We start from the raw sequence: 21,793 nt of genomic DNA, 5'->3' as shown, positions 1-21,793 counted from the left end.
GGCCTTCTCAGCGCGCAGCCGCGCCTTCACTGACTCTGTCTTATCAATGAAGTCACGATGCGGGCCAGACCGGTAGCGCTCTTCGCGGCAGTCGATCATGTTTAAGCACGTGTTGATGAAGCTAATACGCGTCAACGTCTGTTGCACAAAGTTCATTTTGCAATCTCTCTATGATAACTGGCCCTCCTTAAACAACATAGCACCGAAGACTTGGGGCTACACTAAAAATCCGGGCATTTTCCGGGGCGTTTCGTGGTGAGATTGACCCCATCGACCACCTCCGCCCCATACGCGCCATATCCAGCGAGGTCCACCCAGGAGTCCGAATGGCTCGGGTCGTTAGCAAGCCGAGCTATTTTTACCGCCGCCATGCATAGGGCGACCTGATACGGCTCCACATCCGCTCCGAGGATCGCCGCCCAAAGCCTTGCAATCAGCGTGGCATTGTCTTCTGGGGACCCATAACTCTCTTGCCGGTGAGTGACGGCGGCGACAGCGGATTCCAGACACTCGAAGCGGTTCAAGGCAGCGCCTCCATCTCGACGATCGGCTTGCCGGCGCGCTGGAAGAACTCCGCTTCCATCGCCATGCCGACGCTTTTCTCCCAGCCGGGCAACCGGACTGCGACAAGAACGCTTGCTGCCCGCATGAACGGTTCGTTCTGCGTCATCCACAGATCATGAGAGAGCGGATCGATCCGCCCGATTTCTGCAACATGGTGCGAGTGGACGATCGGGCTGAAGACCTTGATGCCGCGCTCTACGAGATGCGCGGCATGCCGGGCGGCGTCATAGGCGGCTGATGGGCGGCCGGCGCCATAGAGGCTGTATGGTGTGGCGAGATATACGAAGCTCGGAAGGCCGCGAAGATCGTCTAATGTCATAGGGGTTTCCCCGGTTCCGCGCGCTCAAAGGCCAGCACGGCAGAGCCCTTGACCTCGCGGCGCATGGTCGAGAGCACGACCTCGATCGTTTCTTCTATGAGCGCCCGTACTCTCGGATCACGGGTGCCCTTCATGTCCGCGAGAAGATTCCGAATGGCTTGGCTGCGGACGGCGATGATATCCTCGTCTGCGGGCACGTATTCCTCGCTCATGCCGGCACCCCCACTGCATCCATGATCGCGACGCGGGCGCGCCCGATCTCGCCAAACGACTGGTGATATGTGATCGCCTGGAGGGATCGCCCGGACAGGAAGCCGGAGCCGAAATGCCACGCGTCTTGAGCGACCGGGCTCTGGTGGATCTCGCAGATCACCCCCTCGCCTTCCGTCGCGGTCTTGGAGGAGTGATGGAGGTGGAATCCGTGGACATACCGGAATTGGGTAGCGCCCCAGTCCTCGGCACGACGGTGCGCCATGATGGACGGCATCTTGCCGATCTTGACCATGTGGCCGTGCGTGGCGCCGAAGAGGACGCGGCCGAACCGCATCCACCAGAATAGGGACGGGTCAACGTCCACCGTCACGCGGGGCTCGTTGCGATACCAACCCAAGAGGAAATAGGCGATCGCGACGCTGGCGTGTTCGTCGTGGTTGCCCTTGAGGATGCGGACGGTCACCTGCTGGTGGCGTGCGAGGCAGGCGTCCACAGTGCGCACCAGGAGCCTGGAGGCGACGCCAATCACCTTGTCGTAGCGCCCGTCCACGTCCAGAGAATGGCCCGAGCGCGATGTCCTGTTTTCGCTATTGTCGGCATGTATCAAGTCGCCACCGCCGAGCACCACTGCATTTCCCGAAGCGGGTGTCCGAGAGACAAGATCGGCAACGCCATCGCCGATGACGGATTCGGCGATCTTCAGATCCCAATTGGTCCCGGTTTCGCCGCGCCAGGCGAAGAGGCCGATATGCCAGTCTGCCAGAGGAACCAGGGTCAGCAGATCATCGCTGACGTGCGCCGGGCTCGGAACGGGTGCGGCGGCGTGCTCATAATCTGAAAAGGCGGACTTGATCGCATCGGCTATGGCGAGCGGGTCGAGTTCGCCTTCCCGCGTCTTGATCCATTGCCCGATAATCCGGTTCTCAGCGTCCACATAAGCGGAAACGCCTTTGACGACGTGGCCGGCTGGCACCGCGAATTCCTCGCCTGGCGCCGGCTCCTGCTGCACCCATTGGCGCACAACCTCTTCGTTTTCGTCGAGTTCCGCGGATGTTTTGGTGATGACAAAGCCCGGAAGGACCGGCTTTGTGCCGAGCATCCCGAGGGCGGCCGCACTATCCAGCCGTTCGCGAAATGCTTGCCGAGATATCCCGATCTCGCGCGCTGCCGCGCTCTTGTTCCCTGGATTTCGCGCAAGTGCCTCCACAGCCTCCCGCGCTTTGGCTTCGTCTTTGGGCACGCCCATTGGTTCTGGCCTCGCGATGTTCGGGGGTTAATCCTGTGTCCGGCGGGGACGAGGGAGTGGCTTGCCCTCAAACATGCGATCGAAGCGGTCCCCGAGCTTGTCGATGGCGCCGACGACCCGGTCTTCCAACTCCCGCATGGACTCTCGCGAGACGTAGTCCTTGGCGACCTGCTCCCGGAACTTCGCCAGATCGGCCGACAGCATCTCGGCTTTCATGCCGGCGGTCTGCGCTGCATTTTCCGCTTTCGCGATGGCGTTCTGCGCCACGATGTTCGCCGTTTCAGCGGCGGAGCTGGCCTTGCTGATGCGATCGGAGAGGTTCATCCAGAAGATGATGAGGGCGCAGACGGCGGCGCCTGCCGTGGCGATGTTGCCCCAATCCATCACTTGCCCCCGCCGATGGCTTCCGCTTCCGCGTCATAGAGCGCCAGCAACCGTTTTCCGCAGCCGGACAGGCGCACCTCAGAGGCCCGCAGCTTCCCGACCAGGGTGACGATCTCCTTCGCCGACATGGCGCCGGAACCCGGAGGCTTCTTTGTCACTTCGGAAAAGCACGTCCGAAGATCCGCCGGCACTGCCGAGAGTTCGATCTTAGGGGGCGCTCCAGAGACCCCGCAGGCCATCAGCGGTAGCGTCATCAAGACAGGCGCCAGCAGGCGTGCGGGATTCCAGGTCATGTGTTTTCCCTTCAAGCGCGGTGATATCGGCGGCATTGCTGGCTGCCGCGATTGAATCGAGGTGGAGGGCGTCCGCCTGCTTCTGCATCTGGAGGAGGCGGACGTTCGCGGCGGCGAGTTGTTCTCGGAGGGCTGCGGCCTCGCTGATGGATTGGCCCGCAGCAACGCCCGCGGTCCAACACGCCCCCGCCACAAGAGCCGCCCCAACAAGCGAGGCGATGCGCCCATAGGGAAGAGGGAAAAGGCCATAGATGATGGCCCCTACGCCGATCAGTCCAAGGAGGCCGGCAAGCGCCGACACCCAGCCGGACGACAGGAAGGACAGAGTCCAGGCGATGACGTTCATGAAGCCCTCAGGAGCCAGAAGGAGGTGGGGGATCGTCGGACGGGCTGTCGATGTCCCGCAGGTGCGCCAGGAAGTTGCGGTCGTCCCACACGGCGCCAAAGACATAGGAGCCGATGGTAGACCCCATCAGCAGGAGCACCCCGCTCGCGATCGTGCGCGAGAGTTCGTGGTCTTGCCCCCAGCCCGTGAGGTAGATGATTTCCCCGCCGCAGAAGAGGAGGACGGCGACAATGATCCGTCGCCGAATGGTCCAAGACGGACGGCTTAGGCCGCCGCGGCGCCGGCCGCGAGCGCGCGCTTGACGTATCCCAGCCATTCCAATTGATCCTGATAGCCGTTGGGGATTTGGCTGGTTTTCACCGTGCCGACGTTGATGATCCGGGCGATCGACAGGGCATCGTTCTTGTCGGCGTAGGCGTTCAGGTTTCCGTCCGACCACTCGTAAAGCGAGGGCAGAAGGATGTTCTGAGGCTCCAAGAGCGCATCGGGATTGGACACGAGGTCCACGCCCATGCGCTTCCCATATTCCGCATAGGCGCCCTTGCCCGTCGTCTGGAGAGGTCCGCGCCCGCGATAGCGATACCCGTCGCCAGTCTCGGGGCCGCCATTGCCCATGCGGTTGCCGTACACGATGTTGAAGAGCTTCTCGCCTTGCCCTGCGAGCGCGACAAGCTCGGACTTGCTGCGGAAGTACCTGTGCCAGTTCCCGCGATCCCATTGGTCCGACAGGTTTTTGGCAGTGTAGCCGGCGCTTTCCACCAGGACCCGGAATCCGCCAGTCTCGGAGAGACATCGGGCGAGGAAATGCGACAGACGAAGATTTGTCGTGAGGCTGTAGGTGGCGAACAGATCGTCCGCATATTTGTCCAGCGCTTCGACATAGGCCGGCTGTGCGCGGGTCGCGATTTTGCGCACCACGTCGATTGCTCGCATGGGGATCACCTCAGATTTTGGGCATAAAAAAACCGCCTCGGCGGGCGGCGGGCAGGCCAGAAATGCCGCGGACGGCTAGCCCCAGCGGACATCCATCGTGTTGTAGGCACGGAAGAGCGGGACCGAGGCGCCCTTGATCGCCTCGCCCGGCGTCGCGCCGACGCCGAACGTGTCGCCGAGCGCGAATGCCCCGCTGTCGCTGCGGATCAGGTCCACAGAGACCCTGACCGCACCGCGCGCATGGACGCGCCCGCGTTGACCGGGGCGAATATCCTCCATCGCGATCCCGGCGAGTTGGGTCACGGGGTCAAACGATGTCATCTTGCGGCAGTTCTTCTCAGTCGTGTTGTAGGCGACGACGTGCTTTTGGCGGATCGCCTCGGTGCTCGTGTTGACCAGCACAACCTCTTCCGTCGCATAGGTCGGGCGATAGAGCAGCTCAGTGTTATAAAGAGATGCCGTCGCGGTAGCACCCAAAGTCGAGTTGATCGTGTTGACGATCGAGGTGTTGCTGGACGCGGTGTAGTTGCTGTTAAACGTCACCGTGACAGGCGCCCCACCATCAACGGTGATGACCAGCGACACCGGGTTGCTGGTGCAGTCGCCCAACCTCTTGCCAATGCTGGTGATCTGCAGGTTACTGGATGGACCAGTCAGAGCATCCGCAATGTCGAATGAACCCCATACCGCCCCCTTGAGACCACCGCCGGACGGATACGTCACCACGTCGCCGAAAATGATCGGCACTGCCGTCCCGCTGACCGTCACCGCGCTTGTGTCGAGCGTGCTTGCGCTCTCTATTTTTAGAGCGCGTGTGCCTCCGTCTCGCACGAGATAGGGCGTTGGGGAACAGTTGATGAGCGTTATCCCGTATTCGTTCCGCACTGCCGGCTGATAGGCCAGCGTTGACTGATACCAAGGTGTTGGCTGCACCGACAACGCGCCGACTATCGAGCAACTGTCGAGCACTACGATATCGCGCTGGCCGGACCCGAGCGACGAAATGGAGGCCCCATAGCCCCCGATAAGCCCCCCTTCGTCACGGGAAGAGGCGAGCACACACCCGTGCGCGGTGATCATGGATGGCCTCTGGAAGTTAGCCCGTGTGTGCGCGTGCAGGCCACCCACGGGGCCTGTCAATCGGCACCGCTCGTAGTGGAGGTGCGCGCCCGAGCTAGTCCCGTGACCAACGGGGAGCTCCGATGCCCAGACCGTCAGGCCGCCATGCGCCGCCTGATACGCGCGCGCCTCGTCGTTGCCGAGGTGCTCAATGTCGCAATCCTCGACCCACATGGTGATGTCGTATGTATCTGGGAGATTATTTGTTTCTGCGTGGATCGCATATCGCATATTTTGACACGTGATACGCAAGTTTGTAATTTTCGTATGTTTATCCAGCCATAGAGTGGACGTTGCTGCAATCGTATTCGGGTCGGTTTCGGGAGGTAGGTATCCCCTAAGCCACGGCTTGACCGGACCAATGCCCCTGATATCGACGTAATGCTTGGGGCGGCCCTCAACATCGGTGTAGGTTCCAGAGTAGACTCGGATTTCGTACCGGTTTGTTTCCGATGCGTCTGTGATCGCCGCGAGGGCCGCCGGGATGGTCGGATAGGTCGCGGCAGGTCCCACATAGACCGTGTGGGCGTAGCTGTTGCCAGCGGTTGCCGCATCAACCGCCTGAGATACCGCAGCGGCAGTGGTGTCGATGGCAGACCACTGGACGGATAGCGAGAGGTTTTCAGACGAAACGGTATTGATTGCCGATGGTGTTGCGATCACCTCGACACGTATGCCCTCAAGGCCGATATAGGCATCGGCCGCAAGTGCCGATGAACCACCTTTTTGATAGTACCAATTCCAAGCGGTCTCTGTTCCAGAAAGCGCGACCTCGAATTTGACAGTTCGGCGGTTTGTACTGATCTGGCTGCTCACAATATTCGTGAGGCTGTGGCCGGCCCAGAGGGGGGTGAATGTGAGCGCCCAATTATCACTGGTCGCAAAATCCGCATAGATGCGAACGGTGCGGCTCGCATATTGAGACTGCAAATCGGCCGGGATCGGGATTATCGGCTGGATCAACGAGGACGCGCCGCTACTTCCCGCCGGGATCGTGAACCCAGCCACGTCGCCCGCGCTATTTACACGGGGCGTCGCACCGTTGAGCGCCTGAACGGCAAACGTCGTAACCCGCCCAAAGACATCCGCGATCCCGGTGGTGTTCGCCGCGATCGACGCCTGTAAACTCTGGGTGGCGGTCGCGACGCTCTTGGCGACCAAATAATCGAGCAGCGCGTCCCCGACTGATGTGGATTTGATCGTGCCTGGCACGACCGGATACCAGCTCAATGACGCGAGTTGCACGGCGTGAGCGTTCGCGGCAGTCACCGGCGCAGCGAACTGGAACGTCACGCCCGCTGACGTATCGGTCGGATCGAGCGTAAATGAGACCACCTTCACGATTTTCGTGCCGGTCTGATAGAGCCGCTCAACCGAGCCGGTGCCGATCGTTGTGCTGCCGCGCCGCACCTGTGCGGTTGCGGAGGCGAGCTGCGGGCGCTCGGCCAGCAAGTTGGCCGTCGCATCAAAAACAGCGACCATATAAACGGTGCAGCCCGCAAATCGGGCGATCTGGTCCGCCGTGATGGGCGCGCGCGCGGTGAAATATGAGTTCGTTCCAGCGCTTAGCGCCGGGACGCTCATCCCCTGCACGATCCCGTTGACGAGGATCGTCGTGGCCCCGCTCGCGGTCGCAAAATTCGCGGTGTTAACGGTCGTCACGATCTCGCCAACCGTGAGCTGGTTCGCATCCGCAAGCACCGCGAGCGCCGGCACCGTCGCATTCGACGTTTTCAGCCAAATCCCTGAATCCCTGACATATTCGCCGTTGTTGATTCCGTCCCGGTCCACCACGCCTACGGCGCCGTCCGGATAGGACGCGGCCACCGCATTGAGCAGGGAAAGGCTGGCCTTCCGCACCCGCCCCGAGGCGACAGCCCCCTGCGCCTGGTCGCGCGCGGCCTCAGAGGCGGTCTGCGCGGCGACAGCACCCGTCTGTGCGGCTACAGCGCCAGTCTGCGCGCCGAGAGCCACCGTGGCGTTCGTGGCCGTGGTCGAGGCCGCAGAAGCAGCGCTCGCCGCGGCAGATTGAGAGAGCCCGGCCGCCGTTTCAGCCGCCGCCCGATCATTCGCCGCACCCGATCCGTCCAATTGCAAATCCCACCAGTCTGGATTGCTGGACGGGACCACATTGACGTTGGGGATACCCCCAAAAGCCTTGGCGACGTAGGAGGAGCCCTGAAAGGACACCGTATCCAGGGGCAGATAGGTGGCCTGATAATCCCACTCCCCACGGGGGTTGTAGGTCGGACCGGTCGCGCCGCGCGTGTCCGTGGCGTCGGAGATGGATTCCACCAGCCCCTCGAGACCCACATAGAGCCCCACCTCCGGCTTGGGCAGCGCCCCTCCGGTGTAGTCCACCACCTGCTGGACGGTGCGGTCGCCGTCCTGCACGACAGCCAGCACAGGCACCCAGCCGCGCGGGCCAGGGATGCCGGGCACGAGAACCTGGACCACCACCGGGTCAGACGTATCGACGGTGATGGTCATTAGCGCGCCTCGCCAGCAATGACGCCCTTGAGGAGCGTTTGCACGCCCCCGTCAGGATCGATCGATGAATAGTGGTATCGGGTGAGAGAGCCGGTCTGTATTGCTTGAGACTGCTCAGGCAGAACGGTCCATGTCACGGTGGTGTATGGGAGCCCGTCAACGAATTCCAAGGACGCTGATAGCGTGTTATCTTCCGTTGAGAGGATGATATTGGGTTGGCTTGGAGGCGTAAGCGTCAGGTTCCAGACGAACCCGACCCCGCCACGGTTAAAGCGGAAGACAACATCTGGAATCGTGTCTCCGATGACCATGGAATAATTGTATGACTGCGGGCTCGCCATGATTGCTCCAGGCACAAAAAAACCGCCCGGAGGCGGCATACGAGCGTTGGAAGATGAGCCTGAAGCTCACCAGTGGATGTCGTCGGCGTAGTCGTCGGGGATGGGAGACGTCGCCTGGAGCACGAACGAGGCCTGCCAGATGGGCTGCTGGAATTCGCCCGCCGCCCGAAGCACCGACATCCATTCGATGCCGGTCACATCGGCCTCTCCAGTGGCAGTGAGAATGTGGATTGTCCCGGAGGCATCGCCCGTCGATACCAGCGCCTGGGCGAGCTGCGTCACGACGTTCCAGCCCTTCATGTCCTCGGCGGTCGTACCGAAGTGATGCTCACCCCGCGCGTCGCCGAAGTCGTAATCGAACCCCAGCGACAGGCGGCGATCCCGTTCGGCGATCACGTCCTCCACGAGGGGGCCGGGGTGGACGCGGATGCCATAGGGGGCGAGGACCGCGGCAAGCTCTGCCTCACTTTCCGCCCCAGCCTCATCCTCTGGATAGGCTGTGGCGTGCCCGCCCGCAGCGACCCAGGCAAGGTACGCCTCGTCATCGGCGGCGACATATGTCTGCCGGGCCGACGAATAGATCGTCTCGTCAAGACGCTTCCAGTACCAGTCGCGGGGATTATAGGCGATATTCATCAGTAGTAAGCTCCACCCGTAGCGTCGCCGGCAGATGTTCCAGGGAAATAGCTCGCGCCGCCCCCCTGAGATGACACAATCCCACCCTCAAGACAGATGTACCGCTGACCCGTTGCATTGGACTTGTTCGTCCACGTCACGCCCGGCAACGAAATAACGCCGGACGTGTAGCTGCTGACGAAACCTGCCGAATACGTCATGCCGGCGGAGACGTTGATTGAGGGGAATGCGTTTGAATCGGAGATGATGATTCCTCCGGTCACCGCTCGCAGGAAGGAATTGTGGTTTCCCGCATCCAGCACGTGATTTCCGGAGATGAGGACGGTCGAATTTCGATCCGACACAACGTTCACGAGGGGCGCCTCGCCCCAATACATATTGCTCAGCTTGAGGGATGCGCCCGTGGTGGCAACCGCCCCGTAGGTCCCGGCGACGAAGCTTTCGATCTTGCAGCCGGTTATTGTCACGTCGCCACCCGCGAATATGGTGACGCAAGCGGTCCCGGAAACAATTGAGCTGGTCGAGAATTTCACGTTCGTCGGCGTGGTGTTGTTCCCAACGACATCGATGCCGACGAGCAGTCCGAGCCCCACCCACGCGGGATATGTCCCGTCAGCGACAATCGCTGTGATGCGGTTCGATGCGGAGACGTAGCGCCGAGCATAAGCGACCACGCCACTCATTGTCGCGAAGGCGTGAGATGAATCGTTGGCGGACCCATCGTTGTTGTCGTTCCCGTCCGGTCGGACGTAGACGGTCGCGCCGGTGGTCAGGATGATGGGCGTTTCGCTGTAGGCGCTACCGACCAACTGCCACGTCGTTCCGGAGCAGATCAGAGTCACAATCGCCCCAGAGGGGAGATCCCCCGCCCGCAGGCTGGCGTTCCGAAGGGTACGAATGGGCAGCGCGCCTGGTCCTGCATCAAGCGTTGCAGAGCCGGTATTCGTGCTGCTGATCTTGACCCGCAGGGGAGTGCCGGCAACATTCGCCGCGAGGGCTTGAACAAGCGTCGCCGTCAGTGCATTGGCCGTTCCGCCAGCCACAACGTAGTTGCCCTTCTGCGAGCGGATTGCAGCCTTATAGATGTTGAGGACGGTCGAGATGTCGCCATCGTCGGGCACATCAACTCCCATCAGATCCAGCCCGAACTGCGCAACCATCGCCGCGATGACGGACGCCTGTCGAACCGCTTTGTTGAAGGGCGCCGAAAGGGCCGTGCCGGCGACAAATCCAGCGCTACGCGACCCGAGCGCGGCATAATCTGCCTGCGACATGACATTGGCGCCGACGCCGGTCGCAAACGGGAGGAAGTCATTCGTTGGCATTGGGAGATCCCATTTTGGCGTGCAGAAACACTCCGCGCCCGATGGGGCAGAGTTCGTGACGTCCGGAGGTGGGTTTAGGAGGGGCTAAGGGTTGTAGAAGTCCGGCGGAACGCCCCAGGACCCGCGATCCCAGCCGCCGATGTATTCGTTGTCCACGTCAAAGCCGAAGATGGGCGCATCCACGACGGAGGTGGTGAGATAGAGCGCTTGGACACCTTCCGGCTTGATGGGGATATACCCGCCGGTCAGTAGCGCCAGAAACGCCGCGTTCGGCCGGCGACCCGAAACCCCGAAGATCATGCTCATGTCAAAGCGGTCTTCGATGTACATGTAGACGCCGTCGCCGCTGAAAAAGCGCTCCATCGGCTCACGGATGAACTCGATCGTGCCGTCCCATTGGTTTGCGATGATCTTGAGCTTCAGGAGGCTACGATAGGTTTCGTCGTCAAGAGCATAGAGGCCCGTGTCAGGATCAAACCTACCCTTCCAGATGCCCTGATCCCAGCCCAGCCCCTCCGTGTCGAAAGAAAACCAGACGCTGGCGAGGGGAATATTCACGTAGCGCGAGCGGCCGACCCACTCACCCACATGATCAAGCTGAACGCCGACCGCGGCATCCAGGTCGAAGACGAGCGCCAGATCCGCAATCACCGCCTGAGCATCTGCGACGGGCTCAACGACAGCGCCCACCGTGTCACGAAATTTGGGTCGTCCCCGATGATATGGGGTTATGAGGTCGAGGTAGCTCCCCTTGGCGCGCGGGCTCATCAGACCACCACCACCGAAACATCATCGATCGAGCACGAAGCGGCCTCATTGAATGCGATCGACAGGTTCGTCCCGACCAGAGATCCTCCATCGCGCGCAATTAGAAGCGTGGAGATGTCATAGGTTTCGCTTTGCGGCAGGCCATTCAGATTGGCCGGCACGAACAAACGTCGGCGATAAACATCCTCGCCGATGTCGAGAGCGTTGATGTAATCGGCGATGTCCTGCCTGATCAAATCACCTATGGCCGTTGTGTATCCGCCCACAACCGTAATGCCGACCTCAACCGTTATGGGCACGACTGTCGGCCGGAAGAAATTGATGGTCTTCGGGATTCCATAGGTGTCCGTGACCACCTCGCTAGTGGTGCCGTAGGTTGGCCCACCGGGGGTTTTCTTGATCCGGATGACACTGGCGATCTCTTGAGCATCGCCACCCTCTACCACCATGGCTAGAGCGTGCGCCGGGATCCCGTTGCCGTCTGTCGAATTGGTGTCGTTGTCGTACGGCTTGACCCGGACCACGCCGGGCAGATCAAGGAGAGCGCCGACGATCCCGTCCACGACCGTCTTGGAAGGAAGGGCTGTTGACGTCTTCTGACGACGGCGAAGGGCCGCATCGGATTCGACCGGCGCGCCCTCGGTCGCGGCTTCCGGATTTGTGACCGTCTGCCAGCCGCGCGTGGGCGTGCCGATATTGACGATGGAGTCGGGGGGCGCGGAGACTTGCCCATCGACAGCGCATGTGGCCGTCACCGTGATCTGCCCTTCGACAGGAATCGTAACGCTGTCAGGCAGCACCCATTGCACGCCGTCCGCGTCGGTCGCGTAGCCGCCTTCGATGGTCGTCCCAGCAGTTCCGCCAAGGAGGAGGTCCACACTGGATTTGCTCGGAGACAGGCGAGCGATGCCATTGATCTTTACGACACTCGAAAGGCCATTGCCCTGTGCCGTCGCCGGAGAATAAGCCCCATAACACGCTACGGTCTGTGCGTTGCAATCGTGGATCGCGGTTGAAAAAATATCGAGCAACTGCCCGTCCTGGCTATCGCTCTCCAGATACACGTCGGATCCATAGATCGCCTTATAGGCGTTGACGAAATAGGCTCGGATGTCGGCAAGGGCCGGGGCGTGGATGCCGGTCGCGTCGATCGTGCAAACGATTGCCATCAGATGGGCTCCACGATTTTGGCCTGGCCATAAGCGGTGTCGATGGTCACCGCTGCCGCGAACGTCCGCGTCTCGGGATTAAACGAACTGGAATAAGCGGCGATCGCCGTCACGCCTGTGGTGCCGAGTACCCGTGTCCGCACAGTCCGGTCACGAAGAGAGGTCGTGTATTTTCCGAGCACCTCGGTGTCCCACGGGGTGCCGGCCGATGTGTCGAGGAACCATTCACCGGTCTTCATGTGGAGGCGCGTTTTCACCGCTTGGGCGGGAGCCTCGGGCACGTCCCGATAGAAATCCAGGGATCCGCGGCCGAAGGTGTAATCTCCATCCGCGTCGAGTTTGCGATACCTCATACGACCCTCGCGAAAACCTTGGTGGAGGGGCCGCCCTCGGTCATCACGGGCGAACCACCAGCCCCTCCAAGGTCGATGCGATCGCTTGTGATCTCCACTGAGAGCCCGCCGACCTTATGGGTGATCTTGTCCGGGGTGACGGTGGATTCAGCGCCGGTCGCTTTGACCTTCACCTGTCCACCTTTGATATCGATCAGGGTGTTCCCGTCCGCGGAACGGATCTGCACGGAGTCGCTCGGGACGTTCGCCAGGGCATTCGGGTTGCTCCGAAAACCGACCATCACAAAGGCATTCGAGAGGTCGTGCCCTCGATTGTCGATCTGCTGTTGCTCTCCGCCCGACTGCTGCCAGGCATCCTGCGAGCGGGAGGAAATGATTGCCAGCCCCTCGTCACCTACCGCCACCGGGAAGGTCATGGAGACCCCTCCCCCGCGCGGGAAATGGAGTGGCGCGTCTTGGATCTGAGGAAGCGAGATCCACTCCTGCGAGCCGTCCGGCTTCCGCACGCAGGCCTTTACGGTGGGTTGCACGACGCAGGTCTGCTTCTGGTAATCCACGCTCACAATCTTCACGGGGACTGCTGTGTGAAGTTCCGCCATCCTTCCGTCGATGGCCGTTTGAATCGCTTCATCGAGATCGACGTCAAAGCGCGTGCGCTGGTCCATTACTGTTCCTGCGGGTTGACGTTGACGCCTCTAGAAGAGAGGCTATTTGGGATGATTTTTCCGCTCGCAGACAGGCAGATCACATCCGAATAATAGGCGTTCCCTCTGGTGTCACCCGAGTGATTGACCATTATGACTTTATATATTCCGTCGGACGACGTTTCTGGAATGAGGAAGTTCTGCGCATCTTGATAGTTGGTCGTGAATGCCGCCTGCTGGATGCTTGCCTCATCAATCTGGATGCGCCGGCCGGGTTTAATTTGCGGGTTCAAGAGGCACCGAACCTCAATCCCGTTCATGGTTTGAACGGGCATGCCAACCATTCCGGTGTTTGAATTCAGAACGATTGCATCACCTGGAATGTACGTGTCGTTGCGGACGATCTGGAGCTGATTGCCCTGGATGCTCCACGATGTCCCAGTAGCGGCACAGATCGAGCGGAGCTGGTTCTTGACCATGCCAAAAAGCGCCTTGCCGCGGGGCATTTTGGCCGTGCCGAGATCCGCGATGTAGCCTGCCGTGATGCCGTACTTTCCAAGCTCCTTCAGACACGCATCAACTTGATCGCGGAAGGTGTGCCCGGCGGCGAGGGACTTCGAGATCGTCGCGTAGGAATAGGCGCGCTGCCCCTCCTTGGCGATGATGTAGAGGTAGGTGTCGGTCGGATTTTCGCGGCCGCGCCGCTTCTGGACGATCTCCCCCTGGAAGATCGTCGCCACATTCCCCGGATAGGCCGCCTGAAGCACGACGGAATCGTATTCCTTCTGGATTCGGTTGGAGGTTTCGGCCGACAGGTTGGTGACGATGATGTCCGCGTGGTTGGGCGTCTGCACGTCGCCCTGCACCACGTTGAAGCGAATTCGCATGTTCGACAGATCGATGGCGTTTCCGCCGTTGCCGACCTGAAGGTTGACCTGCCTGATCCACTGGCGCGTCATGGCGTGACCCAAAATAGCCGCGAGGGGCCGCCAAGCGTCTCATAGGCAGGGACTTCATCAGGCGCGCCGTCGGTGGCGACATAGAGCGACCCGCCGAGCCCAAGGTGCTGATACTGCTCCAGAAGGTCCGCGCCGGTCACTAGCGGTACGCCGGCAAGGATCGACACGCCTTCCGTGTCAGCGATGTCCATGATCCACCCCGCCTCGTCCGCATCCCGGTAGGAAAAGGTCAGCCGGTACTCGACTTGTGCGAGCTGGATGGAGAACGCCTGCGGCATCGGCGAGAGCGGGATTTCATAGGTCGCCACGCCAATCCTCCAATAAAAAAGCCGCCCAGAGGCGGCTATTGTTCAATGCATACCCTTTAGATCTGCTTCGGCAGGCAATAGCTTCAACCAAAGAGATTAAGCCGCAGCCTTCGCCAAAAACTCATTGCTCTGCATTTCCTCAACCACACGACCAGGCACAAGCAACGAAATTCTCGATCCCAGGGATTCCTTGCTTCTGACAAAAGCAATAAGCCGCGGCGGCTTGGCAAGGGTGGACAAGTCGCGGAACGCCGTTGAGGCCCTATTGATCGAGTTCGCGTTATCGCTCACGGCCTGAAATACGGCCTGAGACCCGTCAAAGGTGACAAGCGCCGTCATCGTCCACTGGGTCGTTGAAGCGCCAATCAAATCAACTCCGCTCTCTACCTTTTCTTCGCCGAAGATAGCTCTTAGGCGCGAATTAAGCTCATCAGATAGCCCGACATCCTCTTCCTCGAAAGCTCGCTCGGAAAGCGCATCCACAACCCGCCACGACACTTCGGCCACGTCGCAGATTGCGCGCTCAAGCTCCTGAGCGCGGACATCCCTGAAAATGAAAGCATCGCCAACCTCGACGCCGCGAGACGTCGCAATTCGGTTTGCCGTCCGCCTAAAAGACCGAGACATGCCGATATCATCGGCCTCGCGAAAAGCGAACCCAGCGTCGCTCACTCGGAAGCCGGCCCCGCCTTGATCAATCCTAACGGTGACAAATGACCCATCGGCATAGATCAGGGGAAGGTTGACAAATACAGCGTCCCTCACCCGCCGACAGCGCACGAGATCTCTAACGGTGTCATCAATGACCCGTGCCGCATCAGGGGATATGTAGGCCGCGCTACTCATCAAACAGATCATACTCCCAATCAGGGGGAGGCACAATAACTATGTTGTTGATTTTAAAGCAAGTTCCACAGAATCGCCGAAGTTCTTCAAAGGTTTGAAGCGGTTCGTGAATTGGCTCCGCACACGGGAGCTTGCCCGCTTTCATTCGGCCTTCAGCCTCGAGGTAATTAAGGTCGAAGCTGTGCAGGTGTGTTTCGGGAACGCGCTCCCCGCCCCACGGACCGGCGCATTTTCTAGGGTTGTTCGAGTGCCCTTTTCGGAGCGATTTCCAGTCGATCCGCGCCAGCCGAATGCGTCGCGATCCATTGTGGTCGAGGATCGCCAGTTCGAGGGAAACATGCTGATCGCGATAGGGGCGGTAAGCTCCTCCTGATAAGGTCAAGCCAGAGTCCACGATCCCATCGATTTCCAACGGGACCAGAAATCGGACATAGCCATCCCGCTCCGGAGAGGTCCACTCGACCCGGATGGGAATTCGTTTTTCCGCAATGACCAATTTTCGCAACGGCATAGCCGACGCTAGCCCAGCCCCGGTTGGTGCGCTAGCCCCCGCACATCTTACGCGTTAAGAACACGGTCAAATAGTACCATAAATGGAACCAAATGAACCCCTCTGGTGATGCGCCGTGCCCCAAGGCATTCAATATGCGCTTCGAGCCGACGGCTCCCGCGATCGCCGCATTGCTGATAGCATAATTCCCATTTGGGGAGAGTGCAGATGCGCCGTGCGTTAATGGTTTCGGTTTTCGCGCTCCTTTGCTGCAGCCCAGCTCTGGCGTGGGATCTCAACTCATCAAAAGAGCCGGAAACGGGCATCCCCCTAGCCTTCATGACCGAACCATCTTCAGGTGGTGAACCCCGCGCTGTGGCCACTTTCAAGTGCAGGGGCGGCACCGACCCCAGGTTTGCCTTTGCGCTTATCTCTTACAAGGGGCCATTCCCGCAGCCGCTGCGAGTCGCCATCGCTCGCGACGCGCAGCTTGAATTGCAAGCCGGAAGCAGCCCCTTCTACCCCATTAGCTCCGACATCGACCCTGAAGGCACGCTGATCGAAACAGGCCCATCAGATCAGAAGAGCGTTAGCGCAATCGCTGCGGCCATGGCCTCTGGCGCTGCGCTAACGGTAAAATCACCGCTTGGATCCACTTGGTCGTTTCGTCCTGATAAAGAGGTGACGCGTAAACTATTAAGCGTTTGCGGAATTTCCGCACCCTCACCCGCCAGCCTTGAACCGGGCACGGAAAGCCTCGAAGAATTCACGAAGAATGCCAAATTGCTATCACCGAAAGATAGGACGTATCGAGAAGAGGTATTTTTCAGAACACTAGTTCTATGCGCCGTTAATCGTATCGCAAATGGCCGTGTAACCCTTCCCTTAGGAGAAAATACAACAGGCCAAGCGGCGGAGGGTGAATGCTCAAATACGTCCGTCTCGTTCTTACGATATTGCACTCTCAACAGCCATATCAAGAATAGAGAGGCCAGAATAAGCGAATGCTGGGATCGATATCGAGCTGCTCTACTTTTGATCGATACCGGTAGAGCCTCAATATCGGACTTCAATCCCTCCTCGGTTCAATATTAGGCGATGCCAGGAGCCGTCGGTATGGACCCAACTTCTATGGTTTGCTTTGAACCGGCATTCGTTGTCGAAGTTGTACGGGGTGGGCTAGCTTGAGTGCCCGCCCCTCCACCAACTGAGACCGACTGTGTCGAGACGATAATCACCTCGCGCAGCAGGACCCGCACAAACAGAGCATACTCCGTCGCCGCGGCTGTCGTAACTTCCAGGCCAACGATCAGCATGTTCGTATAGAGCCGTTTCCCGGTCAGCACCGTGAACGGCTCACGAGCGGCCTGGAGCGACTGGAGCGCGCCATAGACTAGCTCTGAATACCCCTGGAAGCCTGCGGTGCTGTCGGACCATGCGCACCGCATCTCGACTTCCACCGGCATCATGAAAGCGTGGTCCGAGATGGCGGCGCCACGCTCCACCGGATGGTTTGTCACAAAGGTTGTATCCCGCCCGATCTCTTCGGCGACCACGTCCGGCACAATGCCCCCGATAGAGCGGCCAGACGTCAACAGGAGAGACGATACCGTTCCGATCACGGCCTCAACGATATCGACCATCATGCCACCATCGATTGAGCGCGCGAGACGACCGCGCTGTTTACGCCACGCTGCGCCCGAGCGACCTCATAGGCGGTTTGGTTCGGATCGACATCGCCATTCACAACAATGGTCGTCGTCTGCTTCACCCGGCCGAAAGCCTCGTCATTGGATGCGACCATGGCGGGGGCAGCAAACCCACGCAGTTCCGCTCCGTTCCTTTTTTCCGGTACAGCCTCGGGCGCTGCCGGCGCGGGCGTCTTGGGCTGCTCTATGGGGTCGGGCTTCCCGCGCTTGAACATCTCATGGGCGCGACGCCATTCCGCGTCGCTCATCGGATATTCCCGTCCCGCCTCAAACTTCGACATGGCCTTGGCCAAGGGGATGGCGAACTCGGGATCGTCCAGCATTTCCTTGGTGATGACGTCGTTTGGACCGATCCCCAGGGCCTTCCCCACCGATCGGGCATATTCCGCCGATGCGTTTCCGCCCGACCACTTCCTGATTGCCTCAGCGAGTGTCAGCCCCGCATAACGATTTTTGAAGAGATCGAACAAGGCCGCGCCGCCCTGCTCCTTCGTGTCGAAAATGGCGATCTTATTGCCCTGCCCCAAGCCGTCATTGAGCACCTCATGACGGGTAGATCCGAATTTCGATGCCGATGGGCCGGGCCACATGGCACCAGGATTGTTGCTTCGAACAGACGCCGGAAGCCGAGAATCCCCTTTCGGTACTGCCGTGCTGGGACCCGCTCGCCCTTCCGATGAAACAGAGCCACCCTCAGGGCGCTTAGCTCCAGGCTCTCCCGTCTCGCCCTTCCGATCAAGGCCGATAAAACTGCGGACCCGGCTCCATACACTGGTCTTTGGCTCAATCGGTGCGCCATGCGCCTCGGCGCGGTCCTTAGACCAAAGACCCCCGGCTCTGGCGCCAGGCACCCTTAGAAGCTCCGTGAGAGCGACAACAGCCGCAAGAACCAGGCCGACCGTGCGCCCCATGCGGAGGGCGACTGAAACGAGGTAACCACCGGCGATGACGCCTGCGGCCGTTTCCAGGGCGCCCGTTCCACCGACAAATTCGCCGACCGCCTCACCTACAGGGGCCAAGCCGCGCGCCATGCGCTCTACGTCCCTGACGAGCGAAACGATGGCCTCCACCAAGCGCCCGACAAACGAAACGATCTTCTCCTGATTGGCTTCCAGCCATTCGGACAGCTTGTCGAGAAGAGGACCAAGCGCCGGAGCGAGTGCCCCCGCTACGAGCGCAAGCACAAGGTCCAGATCCGCCGCGAGACCCCTCACGCTGGCCATGAGGAGCGTCGCGCTTGTCGTGGCAGTGCTAGGGTCTACGCCGAACCGGCGCGCGCGTGCCTTGAACCCCTCCTGATAGGCCTGGATCTCCGCTCCATATTTGCGGAGGTGGTTGTACTGCTCTTCCGAGATCCCGAGTTGAGCCGCGGTATGGACCGCTTGGACGTAGGACGTTGCATCAAACGCGGCCACCACATCCAGAAGGATGTCCGTGGTGTCCCGCAACACTCCGCCGATGCGCGTCTGGACGCCGAGAAGATTGATGATCCCCTCTGTGCTCGGCAGGGTGCGGAGTCTCTTTGCAAGCCCGCTCACAGCCTCGGTCGCGGATGAACCTCCCGTCTGCCCCAACGCATAGGCTAGCGCCTGGAGCCCGGTCGCAGAGGCATCGAGACGTTGCGCCGAGAAGTTCAGATCGTCGAAGGCGAATGTTGTGCCCCCGATGAACCGCTTAACTTTCTCTTCCGCATCCGTAAACGCGGCTGTTAGCTTCGCTGCCGCGTCGTCTGCCGCGGCGAGAACTTCGTCCCATTTGGCCCAGCTCGCTCTATCGACGTCCCAACCGATAGAAACGAGGAACTCCTTCATCTGGTCCATGATCAGGCCTCAGACGAAAGCGGATTGTGAATTCCGGAGAAGCTCGGCATTGAGCCGAGGTTGGAGGCCCTCCAGCTTGTCCGATGTCCCGGCCGGGTCAGTGCTGCCGTTGATCTCGATCTTCGTGTTCTGCTCGATCGATGTGGAGCGGGTGACGCTATTGCCAAGGGCAAAGGCGCCGGAACTGAAAGGCTGAAGGCTCGCCTGGTTGACGGATTTCAGGATTTCGTCGCCGATGCCCTTAATCTCAGAGCGCCTGTCCGGAGGCGATTGGAACTGACCCTTTTCCAGTTGCTCCCGCAAGGCTTTAACCTCCTCATCTGAGAGAAGGCGGCCTCCCTCATTGGGGGCGGTCGAAAAGTGCATCGGGTCCTTCTTGGATGACCAATTGGCCCCCCAGCCCAATCCCCACTTCTTGGCGATCTCCGCCGTCTCGGGGGGGAGGTCGCTCTTTCCGACACCAAACGGTCCGGCGACTGGATTAGAATTAGGGTTGATGTCGATGGCGTTGCCCATGGAGTGCTGGCTCGGGATGTTCGTGCCGGCGATATTCCGGTTGCTGTAGCCGCCGATGTCCTTGATTTGATATCCGGTTCGTTTCTGCAGCTCGTCCACAAAGCCCTGGAATTGCGCGGCGCTCTGAGCGGACACCAGGGCCGTATTGCCCTCTTGGGTCTTGATGGGAGCCATGCCGGATTTGCCGGGCTTCGGAGCGCTTTCCGGGTTGCCCTTATTATCCACGGGGGGCAACCCGAGAAACTCTCGGGCCTTGTTCTGCTGCCGCGTCCACCAGTTCGGCGGGTCGCCGGCCTTGCCGTTCAGCGCATCATTGACGCCGGCACCAACGCCGATCTTGTCTTGATCCGACATCACGAAGGCGTCGTACCCGATGCCCATGATCGCAGCCAGAGCCAGAAAGGCCGGATTGCGCAAAAGGGTCGAGAGCGTCCCGAGCATTCCAGCCAGCCAGGCGCCGGCCATATACAGCAGGACTGCTTCCAGTGCCCATTTCAACCCACCGTCACCGGTCAGGCTGGTTACCAGGTCCAAGAAGGCGTCGGTGACCGGTTCAATCTTGTCCAAGAACAACGCGAAGTCCCGCGCCATCCCGTTAACGGCCTCGACAATCCCGAGCACCGCTTTCACGATGTCGTCGGAATGCGCCTGCACCCATCGGGCAAACTCACCCAGATATTTCGTAAGGACCGGCTGGAGTTCAACGGTGACCTTTTCCGTCACCAATTGCAGGCTGAGCAGCAGATCCCGGAAGCTCGTCATGAGCTTGTTGGAACTCTGTGCAGCCTTGTCCGGGTCTACCCCGAACTCGGCTGCACGGCGCTTATAGTCGTCCTGGAACTTCTTGATCTGCGGCCATTGCGTGACAAGCACGCGGAATGTCGCCTCGTCGATCCCGAGGATTCCAGCGATCTGCGCCGACGTGTAATAGGGATGGGTCTGAGACAGGTTCGAAACGATCCCGTCGATGATATCGGCCGTGTCCTTGAGCCGGCCGTTCTCCCTGGTCGCAATACCGAGGGAATTGAGCATCCCTTCAATGCCGGGATTGGTGCGGATTGCCGCGGCGAGGCCTTCGATGGCCGAAGACGCCTGACCCGAAGAGCCGCCCACCTGCGATAGGGCGTAGGTCAGGGACTTGATATTCGCGACGCTCGCGCCCGTCCGCTGGGAGGCAAAATAGATGCTGTCGAAGTCCGCCGCGATCTTAATCACGGACGCCTGGATGGCTGCCGCAGCCGCCGTCATCGCGGCCGAGAGGCCCACGACGGTTTTCGCTGCCGTTCCGAGCGCATCCTTGAAGCGGGCTTCGTCCGCCTTGTTGACCTTGAAGCCAAGGGTAACAAGGTAGTCTCGAAGGGTCTCGGACATTATTTGCTAGCCTTCTGGGCTTCGTTCATCCGGCGCGTGTTCTCGTCCCGGATATTGAGCGCGTCGTTCAACAGCGCGACGTCACACAGGTCGTACGTGCCGTCCTGCAACTCTTTGAGGGTGCAGAGCCCCGCCATAACGGGCCGCATCAGGAAGTCCTCGCCATCAGGGAGCGTGACGAGGCTAACACTCGGACCTATTGGCCCGGTGCGTTCGAACCGGACGGCAGGGCGCGCATAAAATTTGAAAGGTTCTCGCCGATCACATTGGCGGCGATCATGATCATCTCGGGCGCTTCGATGTCCTGATACTGCAGCGCCTGCGCCTGCTGATTCCACACGCGCTGCCAGCCGACGTTGCCCACCTCGCGCTCTACCACCGATAGGCAGGCCGCGAGCACATAGTTGCAGTCCTCTTCGGGTATTGCCGCGATGGCCTTCGTCAGCGGAAGGACCGCGCTCATCGCATCGAGAGGTGCGCTTACTTTCTTCCCGGAAGCTGCACCCATCAAAGCCTTCATCGCGGGGGCGAGTTCGCTCAAGACAGGAGCGATGCGCCGCGCGACATGGAGCTGCTTGAATACGTCCAATTTCGACGAGCGGTATTTGTGAGCCCCTACTGTAAACTCCAT

General features: G+C 60.4%; 26 protein-coding genes. 1 reads left to right on the top strand and 25 read right to left on the bottom strand.

Annotation, left to right across the window (positions count from 1 at the left end; all coding sequences use genetic code 11):
• Nucleotides 1–221: 221 nt before the first annotated feature.
• The 20 genes from V5F68_RS04695 to V5F68_RS04600 form a co-directional block, all read right to left on the bottom strand.
• Complete coding sequence (locus tag V5F68_RS04695; RefSeq protein ID WP_394016037.1) at nucleotides 222–524, bottom strand: DUF6378 domain-containing protein; 303 nt, start codon at nucleotides 522–524, stop codon at nucleotides 222–224.
• The gene (locus tag V5F68_RS04690) at nucleotides 521–883 is read right to left on the bottom strand and encodes a DUF1937 family protein (protein WP_394016038.1); all 363 of its coding nucleotides are present in this window, start codon (nucleotides 881–883) and stop codon (nucleotides 521–523) included. The genes V5F68_RS04695 and V5F68_RS04690 overlap by 4 nt, the downstream gene beginning before the upstream one ends.
• Entirely contained in the window at nucleotides 880–1,095 is a 216-nt protein-coding gene (locus tag V5F68_RS04685) for a hypothetical protein (RefSeq protein WP_394016039.1), read from the bottom strand. Before V5F68_RS04685 ends, V5F68_RS04690 begins: the two co-directional genes overlap by 4 nt.
• On the bottom strand, nucleotides 1,092–2,342 hold the full coding sequence (locus tag V5F68_RS04680; RefSeq protein ID WP_394016040.1) for a helix-turn-helix domain-containing protein: 1,251 nt from the start codon (nucleotides 2,340–2,342) through the stop codon (nucleotides 1,092–1,094). The genes V5F68_RS04685 and V5F68_RS04680 overlap by 4 nt, the downstream gene beginning before the upstream one ends.
• Before the next feature lie 27 nt (nucleotides 2,343–2,369).
• On the bottom strand, nucleotides 2,370–2,726 hold the full coding sequence (locus V5F68_RS04675) for a hypothetical protein (RefSeq protein ID WP_394016041.1): 357 nt from the start codon (nucleotides 2,724–2,726) through the stop codon (nucleotides 2,370–2,372).
• Entirely contained in the window at nucleotides 2,726–2,854 is a 129-nt protein-coding gene (locus V5F68_RS04670) for a hypothetical protein (protein WP_394016042.1), read from the bottom strand. The genes V5F68_RS04675 and V5F68_RS04670 overlap by 1 nt, the downstream gene beginning before the upstream one ends.
• A gap of 79 nt (nucleotides 2,855–2,933) precedes the next feature.
• Nucleotides 2,934–3,365 (bottom strand): hypothetical protein, encoded by a 432-nt coding sequence (locus V5F68_RS04665; protein WP_394016043.1) that lies wholly within the window; start codon nucleotides 3,363–3,365, stop codon nucleotides 2,934–2,936.
• A gap of 264 nt (nucleotides 3,366–3,629) precedes the next feature.
• A complete protein-coding gene (locus V5F68_RS04660; protein ID WP_394016044.1) occupies nucleotides 3,630–4,298 on the bottom strand; it encodes a glycoside hydrolase family 19 protein in 669 nt (222 codons plus the stop codon).
• A 75-nt stretch (nucleotides 4,299–4,373) separates the two neighbouring features.
• Nucleotides 4,374–7,907 carry a hypothetical protein gene (locus V5F68_RS04655; protein WP_394016045.1) on the bottom strand — a complete coding sequence of 1,178 codons (3,534 nt, stop codon included), beginning with the start codon at nucleotides 7,905–7,907 and terminating at the stop codon, nucleotides 4,374–4,376.
• Nucleotides 7,907–8,248, bottom strand: a complete 342-nt coding sequence (locus tag V5F68_RS04650) for a hypothetical protein (protein ID WP_394016046.1) — start codon at nucleotides 8,246–8,248, stop codon at nucleotides 7,907–7,909. The genes V5F68_RS04655 and V5F68_RS04650 overlap by 1 nt, the downstream gene beginning before the upstream one ends.
• Nucleotides 8,249–8,314: 66 nt before the next feature.
• Nucleotides 8,315–8,884: a hypothetical protein gene (locus V5F68_RS04645; RefSeq protein WP_394016047.1), complete on the bottom strand. Its 570-nt coding sequence runs from the start codon at nucleotides 8,882–8,884 to the stop codon at nucleotides 8,315–8,317.
• Complete coding sequence (locus tag V5F68_RS04640) at nucleotides 8,884–10,209, bottom strand: hypothetical protein (RefSeq protein ID WP_394016048.1); 1,326 nt, start codon at nucleotides 10,207–10,209, stop codon at nucleotides 8,884–8,886. Before V5F68_RS04640 ends, V5F68_RS04645 begins: the two co-directional genes overlap by 1 nt.
• A gap of 84 nt (nucleotides 10,210–10,293) precedes the next feature.
• A complete protein-coding gene (locus tag V5F68_RS04635; RefSeq protein ID WP_394016049.1) occupies nucleotides 10,294–10,977 on the bottom strand; it encodes a DUF2612 domain-containing protein in 684 nt (227 codons plus the stop codon).
• Nucleotides 10,977–12,146, bottom strand: coding sequence for a baseplate J/gp47 family protein (locus V5F68_RS04630; RefSeq protein ID WP_394016050.1), 1,170 nt, complete (start codon nucleotides 12,144–12,146; stop codon nucleotides 10,977–10,979). The genes V5F68_RS04635 and V5F68_RS04630 overlap by 1 nt, the downstream gene beginning before the upstream one ends.
• Nucleotides 12,146–12,499, bottom strand: coding sequence for a contractile injection system sheath initiator (locus tag V5F68_RS04625; protein ID WP_394016051.1), 354 nt, complete (start codon nucleotides 12,497–12,499; stop codon nucleotides 12,146–12,148). Before V5F68_RS04625 ends, V5F68_RS04630 begins: the two co-directional genes overlap by 1 nt.
• Nucleotides 12,496–13,164 (bottom strand): Gp138 family membrane-puncturing spike protein, encoded by a 669-nt coding sequence (locus V5F68_RS04620; RefSeq protein WP_394016052.1) that lies wholly within the window; start codon nucleotides 13,162–13,164, stop codon nucleotides 12,496–12,498. Before V5F68_RS04620 ends, V5F68_RS04625 begins: the two co-directional genes overlap by 4 nt.
• Nucleotides 13,164–14,102 (bottom strand): phage protein, encoded by a 939-nt coding sequence (locus V5F68_RS04615; RefSeq protein WP_394016053.1) that lies wholly within the window; start codon nucleotides 14,100–14,102, stop codon nucleotides 13,164–13,166. Before V5F68_RS04615 ends, V5F68_RS04620 begins: the two co-directional genes overlap by 1 nt.
• Complete coding sequence (locus tag V5F68_RS04610) at nucleotides 14,099–14,410, bottom strand: phage baseplate plug family protein (protein ID WP_394016054.1); 312 nt, start codon at nucleotides 14,408–14,410, stop codon at nucleotides 14,099–14,101. Before V5F68_RS04610 ends, V5F68_RS04615 begins: the two co-directional genes overlap by 4 nt.
• A gap of 96 nt (nucleotides 14,411–14,506) precedes the next feature.
• Nucleotides 14,507–15,256 carry a hypothetical protein gene (locus tag V5F68_RS04605; protein WP_394016055.1) on the bottom strand — a complete coding sequence of 250 codons (750 nt, stop codon included), beginning with the start codon at nucleotides 15,254–15,256 and terminating at the stop codon, nucleotides 14,507–14,509.
• Nucleotides 15,249–15,767 (bottom strand): hypothetical protein, encoded by a 519-nt coding sequence (locus V5F68_RS04600; RefSeq protein WP_394016056.1) that lies wholly within the window; start codon nucleotides 15,765–15,767, stop codon nucleotides 15,249–15,251. Before V5F68_RS04600 ends, V5F68_RS04605 begins: the two co-directional genes overlap by 8 nt.
• A 207-nt stretch (nucleotides 15,768–15,974) precedes the next feature.
• Between V5F68_RS04600 and V5F68_RS04595 the strand changes: the two genes are divergently transcribed.
• Nucleotides 15,975–16,841, top strand: coding sequence for a hypothetical protein (locus V5F68_RS04595; protein ID WP_394016057.1), 867 nt, complete (start codon nucleotides 15,975–15,977; stop codon nucleotides 16,839–16,841).
• Here the strand turns inward: V5F68_RS04595 and V5F68_RS04590 are convergent.
• The 5 genes from V5F68_RS04590 to V5F68_RS04570 are packed head-to-tail and all read right to left on the bottom strand — an operon-like array spanning nucleotide 16,838 to nucleotide 21,793.
• Nucleotides 16,838–17,392, bottom strand: coding sequence for a phage baseplate protein (locus V5F68_RS04590; protein ID WP_394016058.1), 555 nt, complete (start codon nucleotides 17,390–17,392; stop codon nucleotides 16,838–16,840). The genes V5F68_RS04595 and V5F68_RS04590 overlap by 4 nt on opposite strands.
• On the bottom strand, nucleotides 17,389–19,275 hold the full coding sequence (locus tag V5F68_RS04585) for a hypothetical protein (protein ID WP_394016059.1): 1,887 nt from the start codon (nucleotides 19,273–19,275) through the stop codon (nucleotides 17,389–17,391). The genes V5F68_RS04590 and V5F68_RS04585 overlap by 4 nt, the downstream gene beginning before the upstream one ends.
• Nucleotides 19,276–19,284: 9 nt before the next feature.
• Nucleotides 19,285–21,162: a M15 family metallopeptidase gene (locus V5F68_RS04580; RefSeq protein WP_394016060.1), complete on the bottom strand. Its 1,878-nt coding sequence runs from the start codon at nucleotides 21,160–21,162 to the stop codon at nucleotides 19,285–19,287.
• Entirely contained in the window at nucleotides 21,162–21,311 is a 150-nt protein-coding gene (locus V5F68_RS04575; protein WP_394016061.1) for a DUF6889 family protein, read from the bottom strand. Before V5F68_RS04575 ends, V5F68_RS04580 begins: the two co-directional genes overlap by 1 nt.
• Nucleotides 21,312–21,358: 47 nt before the next feature.
• Entirely contained in the window at nucleotides 21,359–21,793 is a 435-nt protein-coding gene (locus tag V5F68_RS04570; protein ID WP_394016062.1) for a phage tail assembly chaperone, read from the bottom strand.

Source organism: Roseixanthobacter pseudopolyaromaticivorans, from assembly GCF_043195145.2.
GTDB lineage: Bacteria > Pseudomonadota > Alphaproteobacteria > Rhizobiales > Xanthobacteraceae > NCEH01.
Note: the sequence above shows the minus strand (reverse complement) of the source record. Positions and strands in the feature narration are given on the sequence as shown.

Coding starts and splice junctions, on each gene's coding strand:
- V5F68_RS04675 (WP_394016041.1), bottom strand. CDS start 2,726: ATGGATTGGGGCAACATCGCCACGGCAGGCGCCGCCGTCTGCGCCCTC.
- V5F68_RS04635 (WP_394016049.1), bottom strand. CDS start 10,977: ATGAGCCCGCGCGCCAAGGGGAGCTACCTCGACCTCATAACCCCATAT.
- V5F68_RS04600 (WP_394016056.1), bottom strand. CDS start 15,767: ATGCCGTTGCGAAAATTGGTCATTGCGGAAAAACGAATTCCCATCCGG.
- V5F68_RS04680 (WP_394016040.1), bottom strand. CDS start 2,342: ATGGGCGTGCCCAAAGACGAAGCCAAAGCGCGGGAGGCTGTGGAGGCA.
- V5F68_RS04655 (WP_394016045.1), bottom strand. CDS start 7,907: ATGACCATCACCGTCGATACGTCTGACCCGGTGGTGGTCCAGGTTCTC.
- V5F68_RS04660 (WP_394016044.1), bottom strand. CDS start 4,298: ATGCGAGCAATCGACGTGGTGCGCAAAATCGCGACCCGCGCACAGCCG.
- V5F68_RS04620 (WP_394016052.1), bottom strand. CDS start 13,164: ATGGACCAGCGCACGCGCTTTGACGTCGATCTCGATGAAGCGATTCAA.
- V5F68_RS04615 (WP_394016053.1), bottom strand. CDS start 14,102: ATGACGCGCCAGTGGATCAGGCAGGTCAACCTTCAGGTCGGCAACGGC.
- V5F68_RS04595 (WP_394016057.1), top strand. CDS start 15,975: ATGCGCCGTGCGTTAATGGTTTCGGTTTTCGCGCTCCTTTGCTGCAGC.
- V5F68_RS04590 (WP_394016058.1), bottom strand. CDS start 17,392: ATGATGGTCGATATCGTTGAGGCCGTGATCGGAACGGTATCGTCTCTC.
- V5F68_RS04625 (WP_394016051.1), bottom strand. CDS start 12,499: ATGAGGTATCGCAAACTCGACGCGGATGGAGATTACACCTTCGGCCGC.
- V5F68_RS04670 (WP_394016042.1), bottom strand. CDS start 2,854: ATGTCGGCGAAGGAGATCGTCACCCTGGTCGGGAAGCTGCGGGCCTCT.
- V5F68_RS04645 (WP_394016047.1), bottom strand. CDS start 8,884: ATGAATATCGCCTATAATCCCCGCGACTGGTACTGGAAGCGTCTTGAC.
- V5F68_RS04605 (WP_394016055.1), bottom strand. CDS start 15,256: ATGAGTAGCGCGGCCTACATATCCCCTGATGCGGCACGGGTCATTGAT.
- V5F68_RS04580 (WP_394016060.1), bottom strand. CDS start 21,162: ATGTCCGAGACCCTTCGAGACTACCTTGTTACCCTTGGCTTCAAGGTC.
- V5F68_RS04575 (WP_394016061.1), bottom strand. CDS start 21,311: ATGCGGCCCGTTATGGCGGGGCTCTGCACCCTCAAAGAGTTGCAGGAC.
- V5F68_RS04685 (WP_394016039.1), bottom strand. CDS start 1,095: ATGAGCGAGGAATACGTGCCCGCAGACGAGGATATCATCGCCGTCCGC.
- V5F68_RS04630 (WP_394016050.1), bottom strand. CDS start 12,146: ATGGCAATCGTTTGCACGATCGACGCGACCGGCATCCACGCCCCGGCC.
- V5F68_RS04650 (WP_394016046.1), bottom strand. CDS start 8,248: ATGGCGAGCCCGCAGTCATACAATTATTCCATGGTCATCGGAGACACG.
- V5F68_RS04570 (WP_394016062.1), bottom strand. CDS start 21,793: ATGGAGTTTACAGTAGGGGCTCACAAATACCGCTCGTCGAAATTGGAC.
- V5F68_RS04585 (WP_394016059.1), bottom strand. CDS start 19,275: ATGGACCAGATGAAGGAGTTCCTCGTTTCTATCGGTTGGGACGTCGAT.
- V5F68_RS04690 (WP_394016038.1), bottom strand. CDS start 883: ATGACATTAGACGATCTTCGCGGCCTTCCGAGCTTCGTATATCTCGCC.
- V5F68_RS04640 (WP_394016048.1), bottom strand. CDS start 10,209: ATGCCAACGAATGACTTCCTCCCGTTTGCGACCGGCGTCGGCGCCAAT.
- V5F68_RS04665 (WP_394016043.1), bottom strand. CDS start 3,365: ATGAACGTCATCGCCTGGACTCTGTCCTTCCTGTCGTCCGGCTGGGTG.